Genomic DNA, 19,029 nt, shown 5'->3' with positions numbered 1-19,029 from the left:
AGAAGGACGTTCCGTGGGTGAGAAAATAATAGCTGAGAGCGCCACGGCGCTAGGATTGTCCTAGGGCCGTCAATTCAGCTGGCGTAGGCATTGCCTCGCGCCGTGCCCTATCGGCCTTGTTATGCCGCCCGCGCATGCTATATGTAGGTAATTACCTACAAGGAGGTGCGAGATGGGCGTTACTACCCTTTCCAGCCGAGAGCTCAATCATGACGTGAGCAGCGCCAAGAAGGCTGCAAAAAGCGGCCCAGTCATCATCACGGACCGCGGCAAGCCGTCCCACGTCCTGATGACCTACGATGAGTTCGAACGCCTGAGCGGCAAGCACCGAAACCTTGTCGAAGCACTCGCCATGCCCGGGCTTTCTGCAATCGACTTCGAGCCGCAGCGGGCTCAAATCGCGCCCCGCGAGGTAGATCTGTCTTGAAGTACCTGCTGGATACGAATGTCATTTCAGAGTTGCGCAAGGTCGGGGACGGCAAGGCTGACGCAAACGTGGTGGCCTGGATTGGCGCAGAGGACGCGCGTGAGCTTTTCATTTCAGCGATTACAATCCTTGAACTTGAGCGAGGTGTTCTGGGCGTACAGCGCCGCGACGCCGCGCAGGGCGCTCGGCTCCGGACCTGGCTCGACACTCGCGTGCTTCCAGAATTTGCAAGCCGCATCCTTCCGATTGACGATTCGATCGCGACACGGTGCGCGCATCTCCATGTTCCCGGCCGGCGCAATGAGGCCGATGCGCTGATTGCGGCAACCGCTCTGGTCCACGACATGATCGTCGTGACACGCAACACAAAGGATTTTTGGGGGACAGGTGTTGTCGTGGTTGATCCGTGGCAAGCCTAGCCCGCCCACCCCGGCCATCGATCTACCGAACCGGCGCGCCGGGTGCATATAACCTGATCCACGATAGATGGATCCGCATATCGGCTGAGTTGATGCCGGTAGGGCACTTTCGCCTGACGCCAACGAGGGCTCATCGCTTTTGGACTTGGGCACCGCGCGTCGGCGGCCGCGACGCCACGAGCAAATGGTTCGAGAGCGCTAGCTGGATTTCCTTTGCCGGCATCAACGATCCTGAGACGGCCGAGTGCGTTTCAAGGCGCTGCGGCGCGACGACCGTCGAAGTCGATCAGCTGAGCCGCAGTCTCCAATCGAGGGGGTCGTCACGTACACGCTCGAAGCAGATTGCGGCGCGACCGCTCATCCAACCGGACGAAGTGCTGCGCATGCCCGCTGACGAACAGATCGCGTTTACAGCGGGACTGCGCCTCAGATGCGGTCGCGCCATATGGTTCAGACGGGACGACATGCGAGGCTGCGTCAAGCAGAACAGTTCTCATGCCCCGCCCAGAGCCCACCTGATCCATCACAATCATGAATCGATCAGGCCGGATCGATTCAAAACACTCGTTGGACGGGATTCGGGGCATCGGCGATGCTGCTCCCATGCTCAGTCAGCCCTACCATCTCTATGTCGAACGAACCGACGCAAGCAGGAACATGGCCCGGTTCTATGCCCTGTCGATCGAGCGGACGCTGTTTGGACAGGCCTGCCTGACGCGGCGCTGGGGAAGGATCGGTCAAAGGGGCCAATCGATGGTCCATCACTTCGACAGCGAGCAAGAGGCGGTCGCCTTGTTTCTCGATGTTCTCAGGAAGAAGCGCACCCGGGGATATCAGCCGGCGGTAAAACGCCCCTCGAAGTGACGTGTCCGCCGCACGCAGCGAGAACCGATGCGGCCGCGAACGGTGGTCGTAATCGCTTGGGCGAACCACGAGAGGTGGCCCCCGGGCCCAGTTGCCTCAGTCCCTGTTGGAGCGGGACCAGATCAGCTGGTAGCCGTCTTCGCCTTCGATTTCCGCAAGCGTCGCGTAGATCGGAGCGGGGAGGCTCGGGTCGTCTAGCTTGACCGAGAGGTAGTCGCGGCCAGTCTGCTCGGAGCTCTTCTGCCAGGCCACACCGAATTCGACGTTTTGCGGTGCACCGCAAAACGTTGATTATGCTGAGAACGTGATTATGCAGTGTGTCGGTCGCTGAAGGCCGGATTTGCCGGTGATTTCGGCGGATTTCGGTCCGCATAATCCCTGATGCTTCCCCACGTGCTGATGCGTAGTCCGTCTTAAAACACGAGCGTCTTTGGCCTATGCTGATCCGTATGGTCATTTAGGCGAAAGCTGGAAAGTTGGCGGAAAAGAATGATTCTTGGGAAAACATCGCGCGCATTCGACGGCGGTTAGCCGATCTGAATGATGAGCGGATGGAGCTTGAGCGTGAACTTGAAGCGTTTGAGCAACAGGTCATTTTCGATAGCCGCGCTATGACAGAGACGCCATCCTTCGCGGATGCACCTGTCACGAACAGCTCACCGTCGATGGAGAAGGTGGAGTTGTTCCGGCAGCTTTTTGCGGGGCGTCCAGATGTTTTTCCGGCTCGATGGGAAAACAGAAAGGATGGACGCTACGGCTATTCGCCAGCCTGTTCCAACGAATGGGCGAAAGGAATCTGCGGCAAGCCGAAGGTGAAATGCGGGGACTGCCCGCATCAGGCCTTTATCCCATATTCCGAGGACATCATCGAAAAGCACCTTCGCGGCGGCGATGCCCGCTCAAGCGACTTTGTTGCCGGCGTATATCCATTGCTGCAAGACGAAACATGCTGGTTCCTTGCTGCTGACTTCGACAAGGAAAGCTGGGCGGATGATACCAGAGCTTTGCTGGCAACCTGTCGTGCAAAAGGAATTGCCGCAGCCCTCGAACGGTCGAGGTCGGGAAACGGAGGCCATGTCTGGATATTCTTCTCCGAACCCGTTCCCGCGAAGATCGCCCGACAACTTGGTGCCGCGCTGATAACAGAGACGATGGAGAACCGTCCCGAGATCGGCTTCACGTCTTACGACCGTTTCTTTCCCAACCAGGATACGATGCCACTTGGCGGCTTCGGCAATCTGATCGCGCTTCCCCTTCAAAGGAAAGCCCGTGAAAATGGCAACAGCGTTTTTGTCGATGGTGACTTGAGACCTTACGATGACCAGTGGGCGTACCTGTCGTCGTTGAACAGGCTATCGGCCGACGAAGTCTTCAGAATCGCCGACGAAGCTGAATTGACGGGGCGGGTCTTGGGCGTCCGGATGCCGGTTGATGACGAACATGCCGACGAGCCGTGGAAAATGTTGCCATCACTTCGTAGCGCGCCACGGCCAATAGAAGCTGTGATCCCGCAAAGCATTAGGGTCGTGATCGCCGATCAGGTCTACATCGATAGGACAGAGCTTCCGCCTGCGCTGATCGCACAGTTCGTGCGTCTGGCAGCGTTCCAAAATCCGGAATTCTATCGCGCGCAAGCAATGCGACTGCCGACATTCGGCAAGCCGCGGATCATCTCATGCGCCGAACTTCATCCACGCCATGTCGCTCTACCGCGAGGGTGTTTCGACGAAGCAATCGAGCTCATCGAGAGGCATGGTTCGACCGCCGTTTTAGACGATCATCGCGAAGATGGGGCTGCGCTACTTGCCAGCATTGCGTTCCAGGGCGAATTGCGGCGGCCCCAGCCGAGGGCCTTTGATGCTCTTGTTGCCCATGACGCCGGTGTGCTTGCCGCGACGACGGCCTTTGGTAAGACGGTTGTCGCAGCCGCGCTTATCGCACATCGGGCGCGCAACGCGTTAGTTCTTGTCCATCGCAGGGAGCTTCTCACCCAATGGGTGGAGCGCCTGAGTTCCTTTCTGTCCATTGACCCAAAGCAGATCGGCGTCATTGGGGGCGGGAAAAGAAAGCCAACTGGGATCATCGATGTGGCGCTAATCCAAAGCCTGGTACGGAATGGCGAGGTCGACGACATTGTCGGCAATTACGGTCATCTGATTGTCGATGAGTGCCACCATCTGTCCGCTGCTAGTTTTGAACTTGTCGCTCGCAGATCCAAGGCGCGATACGTCGTTGGCCTTTCAGCGACGGTCGCCCGAAAAGACGGACATCATCCAATCATCTTCATGCAATGCGGCCCCGTTCGCCATCGGGTCGATGCAAGAGTACAAGCTGCCGAGCGTGGTATTCGCCACCGTGCCCGTGACCGTTCGACGAAGTTTGAGTTGCCAGAGGCTCTGGCGTCGACCGAGCGCCCGTCAATGCCCGCGATCTATGCAGCCCTTGCGCAGGACCACGGGCGAAATGAACTTATCTTCGATGACGTGTTGAAATCGCTTGAAGCCAAGCGCTCACCGATCGTTCTGACCGAGCGGAAGGACCACCTCGATTATCTCCAGCAGAAGTTCTCCCCGTTTGTAAAAAATCTGGTGGTGCTGCGCGGTGGCATGTCGGCGAAGGATCGCAAGCAAGCTAATACGGCATTGAATGTCGCCGACGATGCTGAGCGCCTCATACTTGCGATCGGCCGCTACATCGGGGAAGGCTTCGATGACGTCCGGCTCGACACGTTGTTCCTGACCATGCCGATCGCGTGGAAGGGAACTTTGGCGCAGTATGTCGGCCGCCTGCATCGCCTGCATGATGGCAAGAAGGACGTCCTCGTCGTCGATTATGTCGATGGCACGGTTCCGGTCCTGGCCCGGATGGCCGCAAAGCGCCGTATGGGCTATCGCGCGCTGGGCTATGTCATCGAATGATGGCGCCCCGCTTTGAGCGGAGCGCAGTTGGCCTGTTTAGCGGGACCAGATGAGCTTGTGCTCGCCCTTGTCGCCCTGGACGAGAGAGGCGTAGACCGGCGCCGTGAAGGACGGATCGTCGAGCTTGAGCGAGATTTCGGCACCCGTTTCGCGGGCTGTGCGGGTCCAGCCTGCTCCGAACTCGACACCCCCTGCGGTGACGCGGAAGTCTGGGGCGCGGTCGTTGTCGCGGTCGCAGGGCTTGATGGTGGCCTTGACGTTGAGGGTGAGGGTCTTGAACCGCCTGCACGAAAGCGGAAGCGAAGGAAGGCGGGCGGAAGGCTGTTTGGGGGAGAGAAGGGGCAAAGTCCCTCGGCCCCCTCCAACCGACCCGATAGGCACGGTTATTTCACAACGATTGGCGGGATGATGGCAGCAATTCCCTTGCACGTTTCCGGACGATGTGACTGGCGGCGATCATGGTTTGGTTCGACACCCTGTACTGTCTTCGAGCATAATGCGCGTTCGTGTAGGCATCGCCCTGACCTTGATCAATCGACGCTGTCCGCGAAGACTCGGCTACGCGGCGTTGGACTAAACTGGGAGAGCATGAGATTGAAGGTGAGAGCACTGGTACTGTCAGCTGCCGTCTTCACCATGGCGATCTCCGCAGCGACGGGACAGTCGAAGTCGCCGAAGGTGGCCGAGCGACAGCAGGACATGAAGGCGATGGCAGGTGCGGCCAAGATCATCGACGCCATGTTCAAAGACACCTCGCCATACGATTCAAGGGCTTTCAAAGCGGCCGCCGAGACCATCCGGATCCATTCCGGGCATAAGCTCTCGGCGCTGTTCGAAGCTCCGGTCCTCGCCGAAGCGTCCAAGGCCAGCACCAATATCGAGGCCGATCGGCCAACGTTCGACAAGCTGGCGGCCGAACTTGGCGTCTATGCGTCGGCGCTTGTTGTCGCAGCCGACCGCAATCCGGCTGTTCTCGCTCCCGAGATGCGAATGAAGGGCGGCGACGTGACAATGGGCGGGCCGCTCGCCAAGAGGAAGGCGGCAGCTCCGGACCCGGTGAAAATGCCTGCCGAGCACGCCTTCCACATGATACTGCAGATCTGCACCTCCTGCCACGCCAAGTTTAGAGCAAAGGGGGAGTAGCGGTCGTCGTGGCCGAACTGGTGCACGGGGCCGAGGCTCAATCCAATCGGTGAGCGCTGTGCTCGCTGTGCTCCACTTCGGCCGTAGCAGGCGTGGCGCTCTGGAACAGCTCGGCGCGGTTCTCACCGCTCACGACCAACTTGCCCACCAGCCCGCGTGCCGCCCGCGACAAGGCGTGATCCACGAGGACGTATTCGCCGGGAACATCCAGCTTCATGTCGACCGCGGCCGCGCCTCCGGGAGGCACGGTGATCGTCTGGACATCGGATAGAGGCTCCGTCGTCAACGAGGCCAACTGGTAGACCTTGTCAAAGATTTCTCCGATCACATGGAAGCTGGATGTCTTGTTCGGGCCGTCGACACCGAAGTAGATGCGGACTGTCTCGCCGACCTTCGCCGTCAGGGCATTGTCGCCCGCAAGCGCGTTGGCGGCCCCGTTGAAGACGTAGTATTCCGGCTCTTCATCGAGCAGCCGTTCGACGCTCTCCGTCAGCTTCCCCTTGGAGCCGTATGGCTGCGATGTATAGACCTCGCCTTGCGTCACGTAGAACTCGTGGTCGACCGGCGGCAGACCGCCCGTCACCTCGACCGTGTCCAGTTTTACCGCGACCGTCGCAGGCTCGGTTCTTGCAATCGGGGGCGCCAAGTCACGGGCAGGACGGACGACATCGAGCGGAGCCTCGGCGCTGCCGTTCTCTGTCGGATGATCGTGGGACCCTGCAGCAATAGCGGACGTCACGGTCGCAGCCAGGATTGCAAGTACCCATATTGCATTTGAAGGCCCGGGTGAACGTCTCATGGGGAAGCTCCTGAGCAATGCTTGTTCTAAAAACAGTCAAGACCTACCCGGTCATCCGATCTTTGAGCTGCCGCAATGCGATACGCCGCCAATATCTGCGGCCGAACTGTCGTTCTTCACGGCGCCTGAGCGGCGTGTTCCGGCATGTCGGCGGCGTACCCCTATGCTTCAAGCCACGTGGCTGCAGCAGGACTTCTTGAAGGCGGCCTGGTATCCCGCTTCCTCGATCGCAGAAACAAATGCGTCGAAGGCCACCGGAGAGTCGATCGATGCGGTCTTGGCATCGAGATCGACGGCGACTTTGGCGTTGGGGTCGACCGACTTCACCGCTTTTTCCACTGCGCCAGCACAGTGTCCGCAGGTCATGTCGGGGATGTTGAGATGGTACATTCGAGAACTCCTCGTGAAGGATTGATATGGTCGAATGTGGTGCTTCCAACGATGGCAAGGTCAATAGCCATCGACAGAATATCTCTCCTGCGCTGCTTTGATTGTTCTTCTTGGTCTCGCCCGCCGTTGCGTCTTCTGATTTGAGCTTGATCTGCGTCAATGTGAACTGTCTCAGCCGGCGTACCCTCGATACCAGTCGTTTATCGGAGCTTAGGAGAAGCGAAATGACGACACTGCGGACAATCCTGCTGGCGGGTACGGTACTCATGCTCTCAACGCCAGCCTTTGCGGAAGACGCGCATCACCCCGAGACCTCTGCAGAGCAAACGAGCGAACAAATGGCCCAACCGTTGGATTCCGCGGCGGAACCGAGTTCCATGATGTCCTGCGGCATGATGTCCGGTGATATGATGGGCAACATGATGCGGATGATGGCTGGCGGACCGGGACGAATGAGACCGCCGGGTATGGGGCCGATGGCCGAGATGATGGCTCCCGAACATGTCGAGGGACGGATCGCGTTCCTGAAGACGGAACTCAAGATAACGTCGGAGCAGGAGGCGTCATGGAACGCCTTCGCCGATATTCTGCGTGCCAATGCCGGCGGCATGAAGGATGGCATGATGCAAATGCCAGACGCCATGGGCACGCCGGGCGGGGCCGTAGGGACTCCGTTGCAGCGTCTCGAACGTCGGGAGAGCCTGTTGAACAGCCGCCTCGGAGGCGTGCGGAAATTGAAAGCCGCCCTTGAGCCTCTCTATCAATTGTTCGGGGCAGAGCAGAAGCAGATGGCCGACAAGCTGCTCCTGCCTCCGATGATGGGTATGATGTAGGGATCGCGCATGCACCCGAGAAACGCTGAACTGCCCACCGGCGGTTTAGCGTAAGCAAGGCTAGACCCCATTCGCCTTGGAGGAGCCGATGACGGAGACGATATTTCGTGCCCGGTACCTCACCAGAACCTACCTGACCGGCGAAGTCGCCGTACATGCCCTGCGCGATGTCAGTCTCGACATACAAGCGGGTGAACTGGTCGTCATGCTGGGGCCGTCAGGAAGCGGCAAGTCGACGTTGCTGAACATAATGGGCGGTCTCGATCGCCCGACGAGCGGGCAACTCTTCTTCCGAAACACCGAGCTGATGACCCTCCCGGAACGCGGTCTCACCTTCTACCGACGTGAGCACGTCGGCGTCGTCTTCCAGTTCTATAATCTCATACCGAGCCTGACCGCCTACGAGAACGTCGCGTTGGTCACCGAGATATCGGCCAATCCCATGCGGCCCGACGAGGCGCTGGCGCTTGTCGGGCTCGAACCGCGGCGGAACCATTTCCCTGCGCAGCTCTCGGGAGGAGAACAACAGCGGGTGGCCATCGCTCGGGCGATTGCAAAACGCCCGGAGGTGTTGCTCTGCGACGAACCAACGGGAGCGCTGGACTCCAAGACGGGCATCCGCGTGATTGACGCGCTGGTCAACGTCAACACCCAGCTCGGGACCACGACGCTGATCATCACCCACAACACCAGCATCCACGCCGTCGCCGACCGCGTGCTCTTCTTTGCCGACGGATCGATTTCAAAGATTCAGGTGAATGAACGGCGGCTCTCAGCCGCCGCACTGACCTGGTGAGACAATGACTACGCTGGACACCAAACTGAGGCGGGACCTGCAGCGGCTCTGGGGACAGGTCTTTGCCATCGCCCTGGTGATCGCCGGCGGCGTCGCATCCCTTGTGCTGTCGACCGGATCGTTCATGTCGCTGGATGAGACGCGCACCGCCTACTACGAGCGCTACCAGTTCGCTGACATCTTCGCGGAGGTGACACGAGCTCCGAAGACGCTCGTCACGCGCATCGCCGAGATTTCGGGCGTCGCCGTGGTCGAAGCCCGGATCGCCAAACTTGCGCTTCTCGACATCCCGGAGTTCCCCGAACCTGCGACCGGGCGCTTCATCTCGCTTCCCGAAAGCGGCTCCCCTCTGCTCAATCGGCTCTACATGCGAGACGGACGTCTGCCTGGCGCGAACGACCTGGAGGAGGTCGTGGTCAACGAGAGCTTTGCGAAGGCGCACGGCTTCGAGCCAGGTGACCGTTTCTCCGCCACGCTCAACGGCCGCAAGCATGAGCTGACGATCGTCGGCATCGCATTGTCGCCGGAGTATGTCTATGCGATCGGCCCCGGCGACCGGATGCCCGATGATCGCCGCTTTGCGGTAATCTGGATGTCGGAGCGCGCTCTGGCCGAGGTCTTCGGTTTGGAGGGCGCGTTCTCCTCGGTGAGCCTCAAGCTGATGCCGGATGCCGTGGAGACGGAAGTCATCGATGCGCTCGACGAAATGCTCGAGGCTTACGGCGGTGGCGCTGCCTACGGACGCAAGGACCAGACCTCGCATGCCTATCTTGAGCACGGGCTCGACATGCTCCGAAACATGAGCCGGACGCTTCCGCCGATCTTCCTCGTCGTCAGCGCCTTCCTCGTCAACCTGACACTTAGCCGACTGGTCGCGCTTGAACGCGAGCAGATTGGTTTGCTCAAGGCACTCGGGTACTTCGACGCCAGCATTGTCGCCCACTATGTGAAACTCGTCGCCGTCGTCGCCCTGATTGGAATAGTCATCGGCAGCGTGGCGGGAACCTGGCTCGGCGTTTACGTGACAAGGCTCTTCGGCGACTATTACCGTTTCCCATTCCTCGTCTTCGCCGACAATCCCGACGTCTATCTCCTCGCTGCATTCCTCAGCGTATTCGCTGCTCTCGGAGGTGCTTTCCGGTCCCTTCGAGAGATCGTCTCGCTGGCCGCGGCGGTCGCGATGCAGCCTCCGGCTCCTCCGTCGGTCCAGCGCACGCTGTTCGGCCGGATGGAGCTTGGCTCTCTGCTGTCTCAACGCACGATGATGATGGTCAGGGGCATGGCGCGGAAGCCGATCCGGGCGGCACTGGCGGCCCTCGGCATGGCGTTTGCGACTGCCATTCTCGTGGTCTCGCTGTTTATCGGCAATGCGATGGAGGAGTTGGTCGACGTCACGTATTTCATGGCCGACCGCCAGGATGCGACGATCAGCTTTGTGGAGAAGCGGCCGGAGACGGTTCTGTTCGACGTGAGCAGGCTGCCCGGTGTGCTTGCCGCCGAGCCCTATCGGCAGGTCCCCATCCGCATTCGAAAGGGAAGCCGGGAACGCAGGACGCTGCTCTCAGGCAGGCCACCCGGAGCCGATCTCAGCCGTATTATCGATGTCGACCTGCGCACTGTCAGCCTGCCGGAGACCGGGGTGGCGATTTCCGCCTACCTCGGACGTCTTCTCGATGCGCGCGTGGGTGACACCGTCGAAGTGGACCTGCTCGACGGGCGGCGGCGGACCGTCGAGCTGACGGTAGCCGCCCTGGTGGAGGACTACTTCGGTATTGCCGCAATGATGGACGGTCGGACCCTGTCCCGGCTGGTGCGCGAGGCTCCGGTCGCGAACGGTGTCCATCTCAGCGTGGACGACGGTAAACTTGACCTGCTCTACGAGGCCATAAAGCAGATGCCGACCGTTGCCGGCGTGGCGCTGCAGCGTGTGTCCCTCGTGAACTTCCGTCGGAGCCTCGCGATTATCGTGACGACAATGGCTGGCATCTACACAGGACTGTCCATCGTGATCGCCTTCGGCGTTGTCTACAACAGCGCACGCATCTCGCTTTCAGAGCACGCACGGGAACTCGCGACGCTGCGAGTCCTTGGCTTCAGTCAGGGTGAGACGATGCGCATCCTGCTTCTCGAACTATCTGTCATTGTCGCCCTTGCTCAGCCGCCGGGCTGGGCGATCGGCTACGGCCTTTCATGGCTCATGGACAATCAGCTTGCCGGGGAACTTATGCGCGTACCCCTTGTCGTCGAGAGTCTTACCTACGTGCTGGCGACCGTGATCATTTTTGTGGCGGCGCTGATCTCGGCGCTTGTCGTCGGTCGTCGGGTCTACGCGCTCGACCTTGTGTCTGTCCTCAAATCTCGGGAATAGGACCATGCAGCGGAACTGGTTGAAACGGGTCGGGTGGCTTGGAGCGATGGGCGTGGCGGCGGTCGCTGTCGCGTGGCTCGCCTGGCCGCGCCCGATTCCCGTCGACACCGCACGGGCGGCGAGGGGCCCGATGGCGGTGACGGCTGACGAGGAGGCAAGAACAAGCGTCCGGCATGTCTACACCGTCTCCGCGCCGGTGGCCGGAAGGGTTCTGCGGATATCCCGGCCTGATGGCCATGATGGGACTTCTCTCCACGTCGGCGACGAAGTGGTCCGGGGCAGGACGATCGTCGCGGTCATGCAGCCGATGGCTCCCGGTCTGCTCGATGTCCGCTCTCGCGCGGAACTGGATGCTGCGCTCATCGCCGCAAACGCCGTCGTAACCTTGGCTGAGGCGGAGATACGTCGCATCGACGCAGCGGTCAGCTTCGCTCGTACTGAGTTTGCGCGCGCGGAGGGGCTCGCACGCAGCAACACGATTCCCGAACGGGATCTGGAAAAGGCGAGGTTCGATCTTGAGACGATCGAGGCCCAGCTCGCGACGGCGAAGGCACAGCTCGAGGTGCGACGTCGGGAGCAGGCGGTGGCGTCGGCGCGCCTTCTCGAGTCAGGAACGGATACCGGCACCAGTCAGGACTGCTGCGTTAAGATCAGCGCGCCCGAAAGCGGCCGTGTGCTCAGGATCGTCCAGGAGGACGAAGCGGTTGTTCAGGCTGGAGCGCCACTCGTTCAGATCGGCGATCCGAGGGATCTCGAGATCGTCGCGGATTTCCTCTCCACCGAGGCCGTCCAGATCAGGGCCGGCGCTGCGGTCACCATTGATGGCTGGGGTGGACCGGTCCTGCGCGGCCGCGTGATACGCGTCGACCCAGCCGGCTTCGCCAAAGTCTCCGCTCTCGGGATCGAGGAACAGCGCGTCGGCACTGTGATCGATCTCGTCGATCCACCCGAATCCTGGGCACGGCTGGGTCACGACTTCCGCGTCATCGTTCACGTGGCCATCTGGGAATCCAAAGATTCACTTACATTACCTGTGAGTGCCCTGTTCCGGCGAGGGGACGACTGGGCCGTCTTTGCGGTCAAGGACGGTCGTGCCCGTGCCACGGTCGTGCGCACTGGGCAGCGAAACAGCAAACTGGTGGAGGTGCTATCCGGGCTTTCGCCGGGTGATCGGGTCGTGTTGCATCCGAGCGACCGCGTAGTCGACGGCACGGCGGTCGCGGATCGGGAGCCCCGCTGACGACACCGGGTCCGCACCGCTCCAGAGCGCTCGGGTCCGAGCTGGTCACCTCGGTGAACTGAGGATGGAAAGAGCTCGGCACTACAAATCAAAGGATCCAAGGATCGGGCAGGGACCAGACTTGTCCGCCGCGCACTCCCCGACGAGTCGCTGCAATGCTTCCCGCGCGCGCTGAAGTTCGGCGATCCTGGTGTCCAGAGCATCGATGCGGTTCCTCGCGAGGTTCCGCGCTCGATCCCTGTCTTCGCCGGAATCCAGATCGAGAAGCTCCTTGATCTCCTCAAGCGTGAAACCAGCCGTCTGTGCCTGTCTGATAAACAGCAGCCGCCGTCGATCCTGGTCCCTGTAGCGGCGGACTCCCTGCGACCCTCGTGGCGTGTCCAACAAGCCCCGCCGCTGATAGTAGCGGATCGTCTCCACGCCTACGCCTCCGGCTGCCGCAAGTTTTCCGATTGTCATTTCCATGGGCTCTTGGCTCCGTACCATAGTACGGAACGTATTGTCGTGCCAACAGTTTCACAAGAGACAAGGAGACGTGAAATGTTGGACAGGACAAACCCCGGAAATCTCTCCAAGAAGGCCGTGCTCTATCGCATGGTGATGGCGGAGCATACCTGCCCGTACGGATTGAAGGCGAAGGACCCGTTGCAGCGGTCGGGCTACGAAGTGGACGACCGTCATTTGACGACGCGCGAAGAGACGGACACTTTCAAGGCGCAGCATGGCGTGGCGACCACACCGCAGGTCTTCATAGGGGAAAACAGGGTCGGCGGTTACGACGAAGCAACTCGGCCGCCTCGACGACACTCAGGCTGCCACCGCGAATCCGCTGAATGAGTTCAAGGCGATGCAATTCTTTCTGCGACATGACGATCAAACAAGACATGACGACTCCGAACGCTGTTGGGCTCAGCCACACTTCACGTCGCCAGTCTTCCTTCCAAACGCTGACGTTTGACCAGCATCCCAAGAGGCGACGACTGTCGCATCTCTAACTGGCCTATATGTCGCATCTCTAAACTGCCGCTACAGGCCATTATCGCGTAAGAGTTATTATGGAACTTTGAGGTGTAGCACTAGTCTAGCACTACTTTGGCAGATTTTAGCGAGCGGGCGATTTTTGGGATTGAACTAAGCCGCTATCGCGGCGAATGGGGCCGACTTTGAGCGGAGCCTCCTGACTGATTGGATGGTGGTGTTGCAACCCACCCTTCAGACAGGAGGTCCAGATGGCTGAGCTTAGCCCTCTTCGCCGCCGGATGATCGAGGACATGACGGTCCGCAATCTGTCTCCGGCGACCCAGCTCCAACGCGATCCGCCGCGTGCCCCCACCCCAGCTTCATCGTCGCGCTTTGATGATAGGAGTGATCGAGGTGGGCCGATCGGAAAATGCTTCAATGGTCTCGAAGACCGCAACCTCGAGATTGGCCATGGTTTTTCCGCCGGCGGAAACCGAGGTTCCCGATCCGGTCAACACGACGCCATTCGGAGATCAACGCTTGAAGCCGGATGCGCCCCTACTTTTGATCAAGGTCAGCCAGCAGATCGCCAACGCCGCCGCTTTCGGTGAGACCCATGAGTTCGTATACTGTCGGAGCAGGCGCAGTCGCCGTCATTTCTCGTCCCCTCCGGCTCCAAGTCGCAAAGGGTTGACGATCTGGAGCCCCTTGAAGTCCTTTTCGTTGTCCGTGACCACCACACAATCGTTGGCCCCCGCGACGGCAGCGATGATCATGTCAAGCGCGCTGCGCGGACGACCTGTGGCTTTGCCTTCGGCCATCAATCGCGCCCAGATCAGGGCTGCTTTGTCGTCGAACGGAAGGGTACGATTGGCGAACAATTCCTGCGGGCCTTCCGGCCCAGAGAACCAGGCATCAAGCACGTCCCGCTTCTTGCCGCGGGGCTTTTCCAGAATGCCGCGTCGAATTTCGGCAATTGTCAGCGAGGCGACGAACAGATCTTCGTCGCGCTGCTCAGCCCACCAAGCGAGCAGCAGTTCCGAAGGTCGCGGCTTGACGATATTGCTGAAGATGTTCGTGTCGAGGAGATAACGTGTCACAAATCGACCTTGCGCCCTTCCTCGCGCGGACGAGACAGATCGAGATCAGCGCCGACAAGTGGCGAGCGTCGGAGCGCCGACAGGACACCACCGACTTTCGGCGGCTCACCTGCAACGAGAGCCTTCACTGCCTGCCTCGCCTGATCCGCTTTAGGTCCCTCCTCGGCCAGTTGCCGTGCAAGGGATCGGATCAGCTCGCGGTCGGATTCGAGCGCCATGACCTCGAAGCGCTTGTAGCCGCGCTGCGTCAAGCGCGCGCGGTAATTCTGGATCGCTCTCTTCTGTGCGGCATTGCTCATGGCCAGCCTCCGTGTTATATCAGGATATATATCCGATATCGGCCTTGCAAGCAAGGGATGTCAGCGATGGCGCAGGCGGACGGCCCTCCCCGCTCTTCATTCCAGTTTACGGAACTAGGACGGCTGCCCCGTTCAGTCTGCCGCGGCGAAGATCCTCGAGGGCTTTGTTCGCTTTTTCGAGGGGATAGACAACCGTGTGGGTCTTCACCCGAGCTCTTTCAGCGACAGGAAAGAACTCGAGCGCATCTGCCCGCGTCAAGTTTGCGATCGAAACGACTTCACGTTCACCCCAAAGAAGCGAATAGGACATTTGAGGGATATCGCTCATATGTATGCCACCAAACACTACGCGCCCTCCCTTGCGCACTGCACGCAGCGCCGTCGGCACGAGATCGCCCACTGGCGCGAAGATGATGGCGGCGTCAAGCGACCCGTCACGCGCCTCGTCCGAACCACCGGCCCAGATTGCGCCGAGACCGATCGCGAAGCGTTGGGTCGAAACATCACCGGGCCGGGTGAAGGCATATATTTCGCGCCCCTGCCATATTGAGATCTGGGTAATGATGTGGGCAGCAGCACCAAAGCCAAAAAGACCGATGCGCTTTGCGCTTCCAGTCTTTTTAAGCGACCTCCAGCCAATAAGGCCGGCACAGAGAAGCGGCGCAGCAGCCACCGGGTCTTCCGCAAGCTCAAGCTTGAAGGAAAACCGTTGGTCGGCAACAACGTGGGTGGCAAACCCGCCATCGCGGGTAAACCCCGTGAAGAGCGGCTTGTCGCACAGGTTCTCCAGGCCGGCACGGCAATAGCAGCAATGTCCGCAGGTAAAGCCCAGCCACGGCACGCCAATTCGCCTTCCAAGAAGAGTCCGATCGGCATTGGCGCCGATAGTTTCGACAACTCCGACGATTTCATGTCCGGGTATCAGGGGAAGTTTCGGATGATCGAGTTCTCCGTCGACCACGTGGAGGTCAGTGCGACAAACGGCGCAAGCCTCCACACGTATGCGGATTTCGCCAGGACCTGGGCGCGGGTCGGCAAGGGTCTTCATGACCAGGGGTGTCCCAGGCTTTTCAAGTACCATCGCCTTCATCGCCCACCTCAACTCCTCCTCAAGACGGGCCAAGACCTCCTGGCCGCATTCGGGGCAAGATCGTATCCTCGTATCCTCCTGCTCAATCCCGTGGCGCGGAAAGCCTAAGCGGGCTCGTCAGGGTGACAATTTGGCGGTGCTCTTCTGAATCCACGATCTCCAGACCACTAAGCCCATCGACCTCTTCGAGGATAGCGATGCTGGTGGGCTTGTGAATGAGATGATCCAATCCCTCCATAGCAATCTCGAGCAGATCACCCTTGGGATCGAACGTGATGCCCAACAACGGAACAGATTTCGTCTGGATTTGGTCACCCAGTCGAAGGCCGGTAATCTCGACCTGCGCACGCTTCCCTCGAAGGGCCTTTGCCATGCGATCAAAAAAGATATGCCACTCGGACCGATCCAAGATGCGACTGGTCATGTTCATCACTCCTTTTGGTCAGCGGCCGGGGTGCGCGCAAGCGAGCCATCCCCGACCTTCACATATCGCCGTTTCACGGCGCCCCAAGCTGTTCGATGCGAGGTCTCTTCCTGGCGCGGATCGTCTTGGTGAGAGACAAAGGCGTGATTGAATGCCTCGGGTGCATGGCCTGGCAAGACGCGCCACAGTGATGCCGGCAGGTCGAGGTTGGAAGCATAGGGCATTGGCCGCCACTCTACCTGTCATTTACGGCCGAAAATGTCGGTTCACATTGGGTTGAGTGCTATCGCACGAACGGGGCATCGTTTCACCCTCCAGGCCCGGAAACTTTACAGTCGGCATCGTTGGTGACGCGCAGTTCATTTCTCACGCACCCCATTCCGCACACCGCTTCTGCAGCAACACGAGCAGCCAGACGTTTGACGCCGCTTTCGACACTGCCGCACAAGACAACGACGCCGCTCTTCACTTTTACGTCGATAGCGCCTGCATCAAGATTGAGATCGGATGAGAGACGCGCCAGCACCGCGCGCTTGATGGCTTCGTCACCGGCGGCAAATCTCTCGGGCTTGGCCGAAAGTGCAACCTCGAGAATGTCGCGACGGCTAATAATCCCAATCAGGCGGCCCAGTTGAACAATCGGCACACGCTTAATGGAGCGGGCCGCCATCAGCGCTGCAATTTCGCCCACCGATGCGTCCGCCTCTACCGTTACCGGGTCTTTGGTCATCACGTCTCCGACGCGCCAGCTGTGTGCCTTGAAGTAAGTTTCGGGATCCTGTTGAGGACCGTTGCCTGTTTCTCTAATCGTTGCCGATACCAACTCGCAGCGGCGCAGCAAATCCCCCTCGGACAAGATACCGACGAGGTTTCCCTCGTTATCGCAGACTGGCAAGCCGCTAAGCCGATTGTCGAGCATCAGTCGCGTGGCATACCGCACACTATGCTCGGGGCTTATGGTTAAGACCCTTCGAGTCATGATGTCCGCAGCATGCATTTGCGACCCCGTAAGAATATCAGGACCCACGCAGTATAACTCAACGGCTGGCATCAAAGATTGACGCCGATCAAGAGAGAGCGACCCTTCCGAAGATTCGACCATCACCACATGAATAAGCTTTGATCGGTATCAAGGACGAGGGTGGTGGGCTTCGATAGCTTACTGATGAAGGTCCCGACCGTTTTGGCGTCCTGCTCCGCCACCGGAATTGGGCTTTTTGACCAAGGTTTGCAAAGGTTAAAGCAACTGGAGCGATGAACTTGCAACGAACAAATCAGCATCAATCAAGCGCGCCTTTTTGGTTCGTTCCCTCACCCGCAATCCCCTCGATCGAAGCGGCCGGTTCCTTGTGGTCGCTCGGGCATATGCAGACAGCGGCCATTGAGGCCACCCTTCGCTGCCAGATTGAGGCGTTGAAGTTCCTGCAAAACCGTCTCAACAGCGACTTGCGCTTGATAGAAGATTGTCAATCGCCCGATCACCAAAGCGACCTGTTCGACGTATGGTGCACCTTCTGGCAAGACGCGCTATTCGACTACGTGAAAGGAGGAGCGCGCTTCGCGGAGATGGGCTCGACCTCCCTACGGAAGACGGTCACACGTCTTCACGGCGACGAGAAACGTCTCGTCGAAAACATGGCCGCCCAGGGGGTAATGTAAGTGCCGGCGGCCTCACCATGGGCGCGAACCAGGACCTTACAGGTTGCCGCCGTCTTCTTGTTGCTGCACAGCAATCAAAGCGGCGCGGCCGATCTTGCGCGCGGTCGCGCCATCGCCAGTCGATGGTGCAGTGAATGTCACGTGATAGCTCCCGGACAGCAACGCGGATCAGATAACGTTCCGACATTCTCCGAAATCAAGAAATCGGAGAAATTCGATATTGCACGTTTGTCGGCATTCCTGTCGGCGCCTCAGCACTCGCGGATGCCCGATCTCTCATTAACACGCGCCGAAATTGCTGATCTGGCCGCCTACATCAAGTCGCAGCGATAGCGACTGTGAGGGCCGAGAGCAAGCGACCAGAACGCGGAGAGCGGCCTATGTTCTTCGTTCACCACTCTGGCGTAGACCGGTGGCCGAAGACAGTGCGAACCGACAGTTAGGTCGGTCATCGACCCCGTTTACGCCTGCGGCGGCCCATGGCGCGTTCCGCGGCTCTTCGCTCGCACCAGGAATAGTCTTGCCCCGCCAACATGACCCTGCCTCCATCAAGGACATCCACCTTGATGCGTCGTGCCTCGATCTCCACATTGCGCTTCTTGACGTCGAAGTGGGCGCGTCAAACGCAAGCCGCTTAGCGGTACCGGCTAAAGACGCGCCCCGAATGAAAATGTTGCTGTCAACGGACCAATTTCGACGCGTTCAGTCGAACAGGACTGAAGAAAGGGTTTCAGCTCAGCGATGGTGGCCGTGAAGTGCCGTTAGCGAACTCAACACGTCCCTATCCAGCAGAAGAGTGGTCTTGCAGTGGCCGCTGCAACCGAGGCGCGCCCGACAGATGTCGGGTACGGTTTCAATAACGGTCTCGACTTGAACGGGATGATGCTCGGGTTCGACGACCTCTATGTCGAGGATGATGTGCTCGTGCAAGATCGAGCGATGCCACGGGATCCGGGTGTAAGCGCGATGCCCGTCAACGCCAAAGATGTGAGCCGAGAGGCAGGCGTGGACCGCCAAGCGATTGGTTATAGCCCGTGCTTCCGAGTGGCGTTACCAGCGCCAAACCATCGCCGGCAATCGTCGCTGTGGAACTCTCTCCGTCCACAGTCAGTTTGACATGCCCCTGTTGCAGGCGCTGTAAGTAAGCACAATCTCGTTGATTGCAAAGACAGTCGTTCGCTGGCCTCCCAATCGGGTGACATCGGCTCGCACCGGCAGATCAAGGGGGATGGCGTTGCTCATCCGGTTCACCAGATCGGACAGCTGCAACGGATTGCAAAGAAATCCAATCGAGCCTTTC

Annotated in this window: 21 protein-coding genes and 5 pseudogenes; 14 read left to right on the top strand and 12 right to left on the bottom strand. The window is 59.8% G+C overall.

Annotation, left to right across the window (positions count from 1 at the left end):
* Positions 1-172: 172 nt before the first annotated feature.
* The 4 genes and pseudogenes from ACTJKE_RS24080 (at position 173) to ACTJKE_RS24065 (ending at position 1,710) form a co-directional block, all read left to right on the top strand.
* Positions 173-427: a type II toxin-antitoxin system Phd/YefM family antitoxin gene (locus tag ACTJKE_RS24080; RefSeq protein WP_058327665.1), complete on the top strand. Its 255-nt coding sequence runs from the start codon at positions 173-175 to the stop codon at positions 425-427.
* The gene (locus ACTJKE_RS24075) at positions 424-846 is read left to right on the top strand and encodes a type II toxin-antitoxin system VapC family toxin (RefSeq protein ID WP_058327666.1); all 423 of its coding nucleotides are present in this window, start codon (positions 424-426) and stop codon (positions 844-846) included. The genes ACTJKE_RS24080 and ACTJKE_RS24075 overlap by 4 nt, the downstream gene beginning before the upstream one ends.
* A gap of 161 nt (positions 847-1,007) precedes the next feature.
* Positions 1,008-1,349 (top strand): annotated as a pseudogene (locus ACTJKE_RS24070) (type IV secretory system conjugative DNA transfer family protein); the annotation flags it as partial.
* Positions 1,350-1,377: 28 nt separating this feature from the next.
* Positions 1,378-1,710, top strand: a complete 333-nt coding sequence (locus ACTJKE_RS24065; protein WP_113513721.1) for a WGR domain-containing protein — start codon at positions 1,378-1,380, stop codon at positions 1,708-1,710.
* A 96-nt stretch (positions 1,711-1,806) separates the two neighbouring features.
* Here the strand turns inward: ACTJKE_RS24065 and ACTJKE_RS24060 are convergent.
* Positions 1,807-1,977 (bottom strand): annotated as a pseudogene (locus ACTJKE_RS24060) (DUF736 domain-containing protein); the annotation flags it as partial.
* A gap of 209 nt (positions 1,978-2,186) precedes the next feature.
* On the opposite strand from ACTJKE_RS24060, the gene ACTJKE_RS24055 reads away from it, so the two are divergent.
* Positions 2,187-4,628, top strand: a complete 2,442-nt coding sequence (locus ACTJKE_RS24055; RefSeq protein WP_440692603.1) for a TOTE conflict system archaeo-eukaryotic primase domain-containing protein — start codon at positions 2,187-2,189, stop codon at positions 4,626-4,628.
* Positions 4,629-4,664: 36 nt separating this feature from the next.
* On the opposite strand, the gene ACTJKE_RS24050 is transcribed toward ACTJKE_RS24055, so the two are convergent.
* A complete protein-coding gene (locus tag ACTJKE_RS24050; RefSeq protein ID WP_245296126.1) occupies positions 4,665-4,973 on the bottom strand; it encodes a DUF736 domain-containing protein in 309 nt (102 codons plus the stop codon).
* Between the two features lie 243 nt (positions 4,974-5,216).
* Here ACTJKE_RS24050 and ACTJKE_RS24045 point away from each other — a divergent pair, with 243 nt between their 5' ends.
* Positions 5,217-5,771 (top strand): c-type cytochrome, encoded by a 555-nt coding sequence (locus tag ACTJKE_RS24045; RefSeq protein ID WP_058327668.1) that lies wholly within the window; start codon positions 5,217-5,219, stop codon positions 5,769-5,771.
* A gap of 37 nt (positions 5,772-5,808) precedes the next feature.
* Here ACTJKE_RS24045 and ACTJKE_RS24040 read toward each other — a convergent pair whose 3' ends face one another.
* A complete protein-coding gene (locus ACTJKE_RS24040) occupies positions 5,809-6,570 on the bottom strand; it encodes a multicopper oxidase domain-containing protein (RefSeq protein WP_058327669.1) in 762 nt (253 codons plus the stop codon).
* A gap of 168 nt (positions 6,571-6,738) precedes the next feature.
* The gene (locus tag ACTJKE_RS24035; RefSeq protein ID WP_058327670.1) at positions 6,739-6,960 is read right to left on the bottom strand and encodes a heavy-metal-associated domain-containing protein; all 222 of its coding nucleotides are present in this window, start codon (positions 6,958-6,960) and stop codon (positions 6,739-6,741) included.
* 224 nt (positions 6,961-7,184) lie between these two features.
* Here ACTJKE_RS24035 and ACTJKE_RS24030 point away from each other — a divergent pair, with 224 nt between their 5' ends.
* From ACTJKE_RS24030 to ACTJKE_RS24015, 4 genes are all read left to right on the top strand, one after another.
* On the top strand, positions 7,185-7,793 hold the full coding sequence (locus ACTJKE_RS24030; protein ID WP_058327671.1) for a Spy/CpxP family protein refolding chaperone: 609 nt from the start codon (positions 7,185-7,187) through the stop codon (positions 7,791-7,793).
* Between the two features lie 88 nt (positions 7,794-7,881).
* Entirely contained in the window at positions 7,882-8,589 is a 708-nt protein-coding gene (locus tag ACTJKE_RS24025; RefSeq protein WP_058327672.1) for an ABC transporter ATP-binding protein, read from the top strand.
* A 4-nt stretch (positions 8,590-8,593) separates the two neighbouring features.
* Positions 8,594-10,957 carry an ABC transporter permease gene (locus ACTJKE_RS24020; RefSeq protein WP_440692599.1) on the top strand — a complete coding sequence of 788 codons (2,364 nt, stop codon included), beginning with the start codon at positions 8,594-8,596 and terminating at the stop codon, positions 10,955-10,957.
* Positions 10,958-10,961: 4 nt separating this feature from the next.
* Positions 10,962-12,197, top strand: coding sequence for an efflux RND transporter periplasmic adaptor subunit (locus tag ACTJKE_RS24015; RefSeq protein ID WP_058327674.1), 1,236 nt, complete (start codon positions 10,962-10,964; stop codon positions 12,195-12,197).
* Positions 12,198-12,278: 81 nt separating this feature from the next.
* Here the strand turns inward: ACTJKE_RS24015 and ACTJKE_RS24010 are convergent, their stop codons facing one another.
* Positions 12,279-12,683 (bottom strand): MerR family transcriptional regulator, encoded by a 405-nt coding sequence (locus tag ACTJKE_RS24010; protein WP_058327675.1) that lies wholly within the window; start codon positions 12,681-12,683, stop codon positions 12,279-12,281.
* A gap of 54 nt (positions 12,684-12,737) precedes the next feature.
* Here ACTJKE_RS24010 and ACTJKE_RS24005 point away from each other — a divergent pair.
* Together ACTJKE_RS24005 and ACTJKE_RS24000 are read left to right on the top strand one after the other, a co-directional pair.
* Positions 12,738-12,989 (top strand): annotated as a pseudogene (locus ACTJKE_RS24005) (glutaredoxin domain-containing protein); the annotation flags it as partial.
* Between the two features lie 437 nt (positions 12,990-13,426).
* A pseudogene (locus ACTJKE_RS24000) lies at positions 13,427-13,501 on the top strand (site-specific integrase); the annotation flags it as partial.
* Positions 13,502-13,810: 309 nt separating this feature from the next.
* Here ACTJKE_RS24000 and ACTJKE_RS23995 read toward each other — a convergent pair.
* From ACTJKE_RS23995 to ACTJKE_RS23965, 7 genes and pseudogenes are all read right to left on the bottom strand, one after another.
* Entirely contained in the window at positions 13,811-14,257 is a 447-nt protein-coding gene (locus ACTJKE_RS23995) for a type II toxin-antitoxin system VapC family toxin (protein WP_440692597.1), read from the bottom strand.
* A complete protein-coding gene (locus ACTJKE_RS23990) occupies positions 14,254-14,556 on the bottom strand; it encodes a hypothetical protein (protein WP_058327677.1) in 303 nt (100 codons plus the stop codon). The genes ACTJKE_RS23995 and ACTJKE_RS23990 overlap by 4 nt, the downstream gene beginning before the upstream one ends.
* A gap of 106 nt (positions 14,557-14,662) precedes the next feature.
* A complete protein-coding gene (locus ACTJKE_RS23985) occupies positions 14,663-15,646 on the bottom strand; it encodes a zinc-dependent alcohol dehydrogenase family protein (RefSeq protein WP_440692680.1) in 984 nt (327 codons plus the stop codon).
* An 82-nt stretch (positions 15,647-15,728) separates the two neighbouring features.
* Positions 15,729-16,070, bottom strand: coding sequence for a DUF5335 family protein (locus ACTJKE_RS23980; protein ID WP_058327727.1), 342 nt, complete (start codon positions 16,068-16,070; stop codon positions 15,729-15,731).
* A 5-nt stretch (positions 16,071-16,075) separates the two neighbouring features.
* The gene (locus ACTJKE_RS23975) at positions 16,076-16,294 is read right to left on the bottom strand and encodes a ChaB family protein (RefSeq protein ID WP_058327679.1); all 219 of its coding nucleotides are present in this window, start codon (positions 16,292-16,294) and stop codon (positions 16,076-16,078) included.
* Positions 16,295-16,377: 83 nt separating this feature from the next.
* Entirely contained in the window at positions 16,378-16,800 is a 423-nt protein-coding gene (locus ACTJKE_RS23970) for a BON domain-containing protein (protein WP_245296131.1), read from the bottom strand.
* A gap of 111 nt (positions 16,801-16,911) precedes the next feature.
* A pseudogene (locus ACTJKE_RS23965) lies at positions 16,912-17,049 on the bottom strand (CBS domain-containing protein); the annotation flags it as partial.
* A gap of 281 nt (positions 17,050-17,330) precedes the next feature.
* Between ACTJKE_RS23965 and ACTJKE_RS23960 the strand changes: the two are divergent.
* Both ACTJKE_RS23960 and ACTJKE_RS23955 read left to right on the top strand, forming a co-directional pair.
* Complete coding sequence (locus ACTJKE_RS23960; protein WP_156436881.1) at positions 17,331-17,729, top strand: hypothetical protein; 399 nt, start codon at positions 17,331-17,333, stop codon at positions 17,727-17,729.
* A 141-nt stretch (positions 17,730-17,870) separates the two neighbouring features.
* A complete protein-coding gene (locus ACTJKE_RS23955) occupies positions 17,871-18,062 on the top strand; it encodes a hypothetical protein (RefSeq protein ID WP_440637502.1) in 192 nt (63 codons plus the stop codon).
* The last annotated feature ends 967 nt before the right edge of the window (positions 18,063-19,029 follow it).

Source organism: Ensifer sp. 22521 (assembly GCF_052044795.1).
Lineage (GTDB): Bacteria > Pseudomonadota > Alphaproteobacteria > Rhizobiales > Rhizobiaceae > Ensifer.
This window is presented reverse-complemented; position numbering and strand designations above follow the sequence as displayed.

What these genes read in the sequence shown, in the direction of transcription:
- ACTJKE_RS23970 (WP_245296131.1), bottom strand. Translation starts at nt 16,800, where the DNA reads ATGACCAAAGACCCGGTAACGGTAGAGGCGGACGCATCGGTGGGCGAA.
- ACTJKE_RS24040 (WP_058327669.1), bottom strand. Translation starts at nt 6,570, where the DNA reads ATGAGACGTTCACCCGGGCCTTCAAATGCAATATGGGTACTTGCAATC.
- ACTJKE_RS24080 (WP_058327665.1), top strand. Translation starts at nt 173, where the DNA reads ATGGGCGTTACTACCCTTTCCAGCCGAGAGCTCAATCATGACGTGAGC.
- ACTJKE_RS23990 (WP_058327677.1), bottom strand. Translation starts at nt 14,556, where the DNA reads ATGAGCAATGCCGCACAGAAGAGAGCGATCCAGAATTACCGCGCGCGC.
- ACTJKE_RS23975 (WP_058327679.1), bottom strand. Translation starts at nt 16,294, where the DNA reads ATGCCCTATGCTTCCAACCTCGACCTGCCGGCATCACTGTGGCGCGTC.
- ACTJKE_RS24065 (WP_113513721.1), top strand. Translation starts at nt 1,378, where the DNA reads ATGAATCGATCAGGCCGGATCGATTCAAAACACTCGTTGGACGGGATT.
- ACTJKE_RS24025 (WP_058327672.1), top strand. Translation starts at nt 7,882, where the DNA reads ATGACGGAGACGATATTTCGTGCCCGGTACCTCACCAGAACCTACCTG.
- ACTJKE_RS24035 (WP_058327670.1), bottom strand. Translation starts at nt 6,960, where the DNA reads ATGTACCATCTCAACATCCCCGACATGACCTGCGGACACTGTGCTGGC.
- ACTJKE_RS24045 (WP_058327668.1), top strand. Translation starts at nt 5,217, where the DNA reads ATGAGATTGAAGGTGAGAGCACTGGTACTGTCAGCTGCCGTCTTCACC.
- ACTJKE_RS23980 (WP_058327727.1), bottom strand. Translation starts at nt 16,070, where the DNA reads ATGACCAGTCGCATCTTGGATCGGTCCGAGTGGCATATCTTTTTTGAT.
- ACTJKE_RS23985 (WP_440692680.1), bottom strand. Translation starts at nt 15,646, where the DNA reads ATGAAGGCGATGGTACTTGAAAAGCCTGGGACACCCCTGGTCATGAAG.
- ACTJKE_RS24015 (WP_058327674.1), top strand. Translation starts at nt 10,962, where the DNA reads ATGCAGCGGAACTGGTTGAAACGGGTCGGGTGGCTTGGAGCGATGGGC.
- ACTJKE_RS24010 (WP_058327675.1), bottom strand. Translation starts at nt 12,683, where the DNA reads ATGGTACGGAGCCAAGAGCCCATGGAAATGACAATCGGAAAACTTGCG.
- ACTJKE_RS24030 (WP_058327671.1), top strand. Translation starts at nt 7,185, where the DNA reads ATGACGACACTGCGGACAATCCTGCTGGCGGGTACGGTACTCATGCTC.
- ACTJKE_RS24020 (WP_440692599.1), top strand. Translation starts at nt 8,594, where the DNA reads ATGACTACGCTGGACACCAAACTGAGGCGGGACCTGCAGCGGCTCTGG.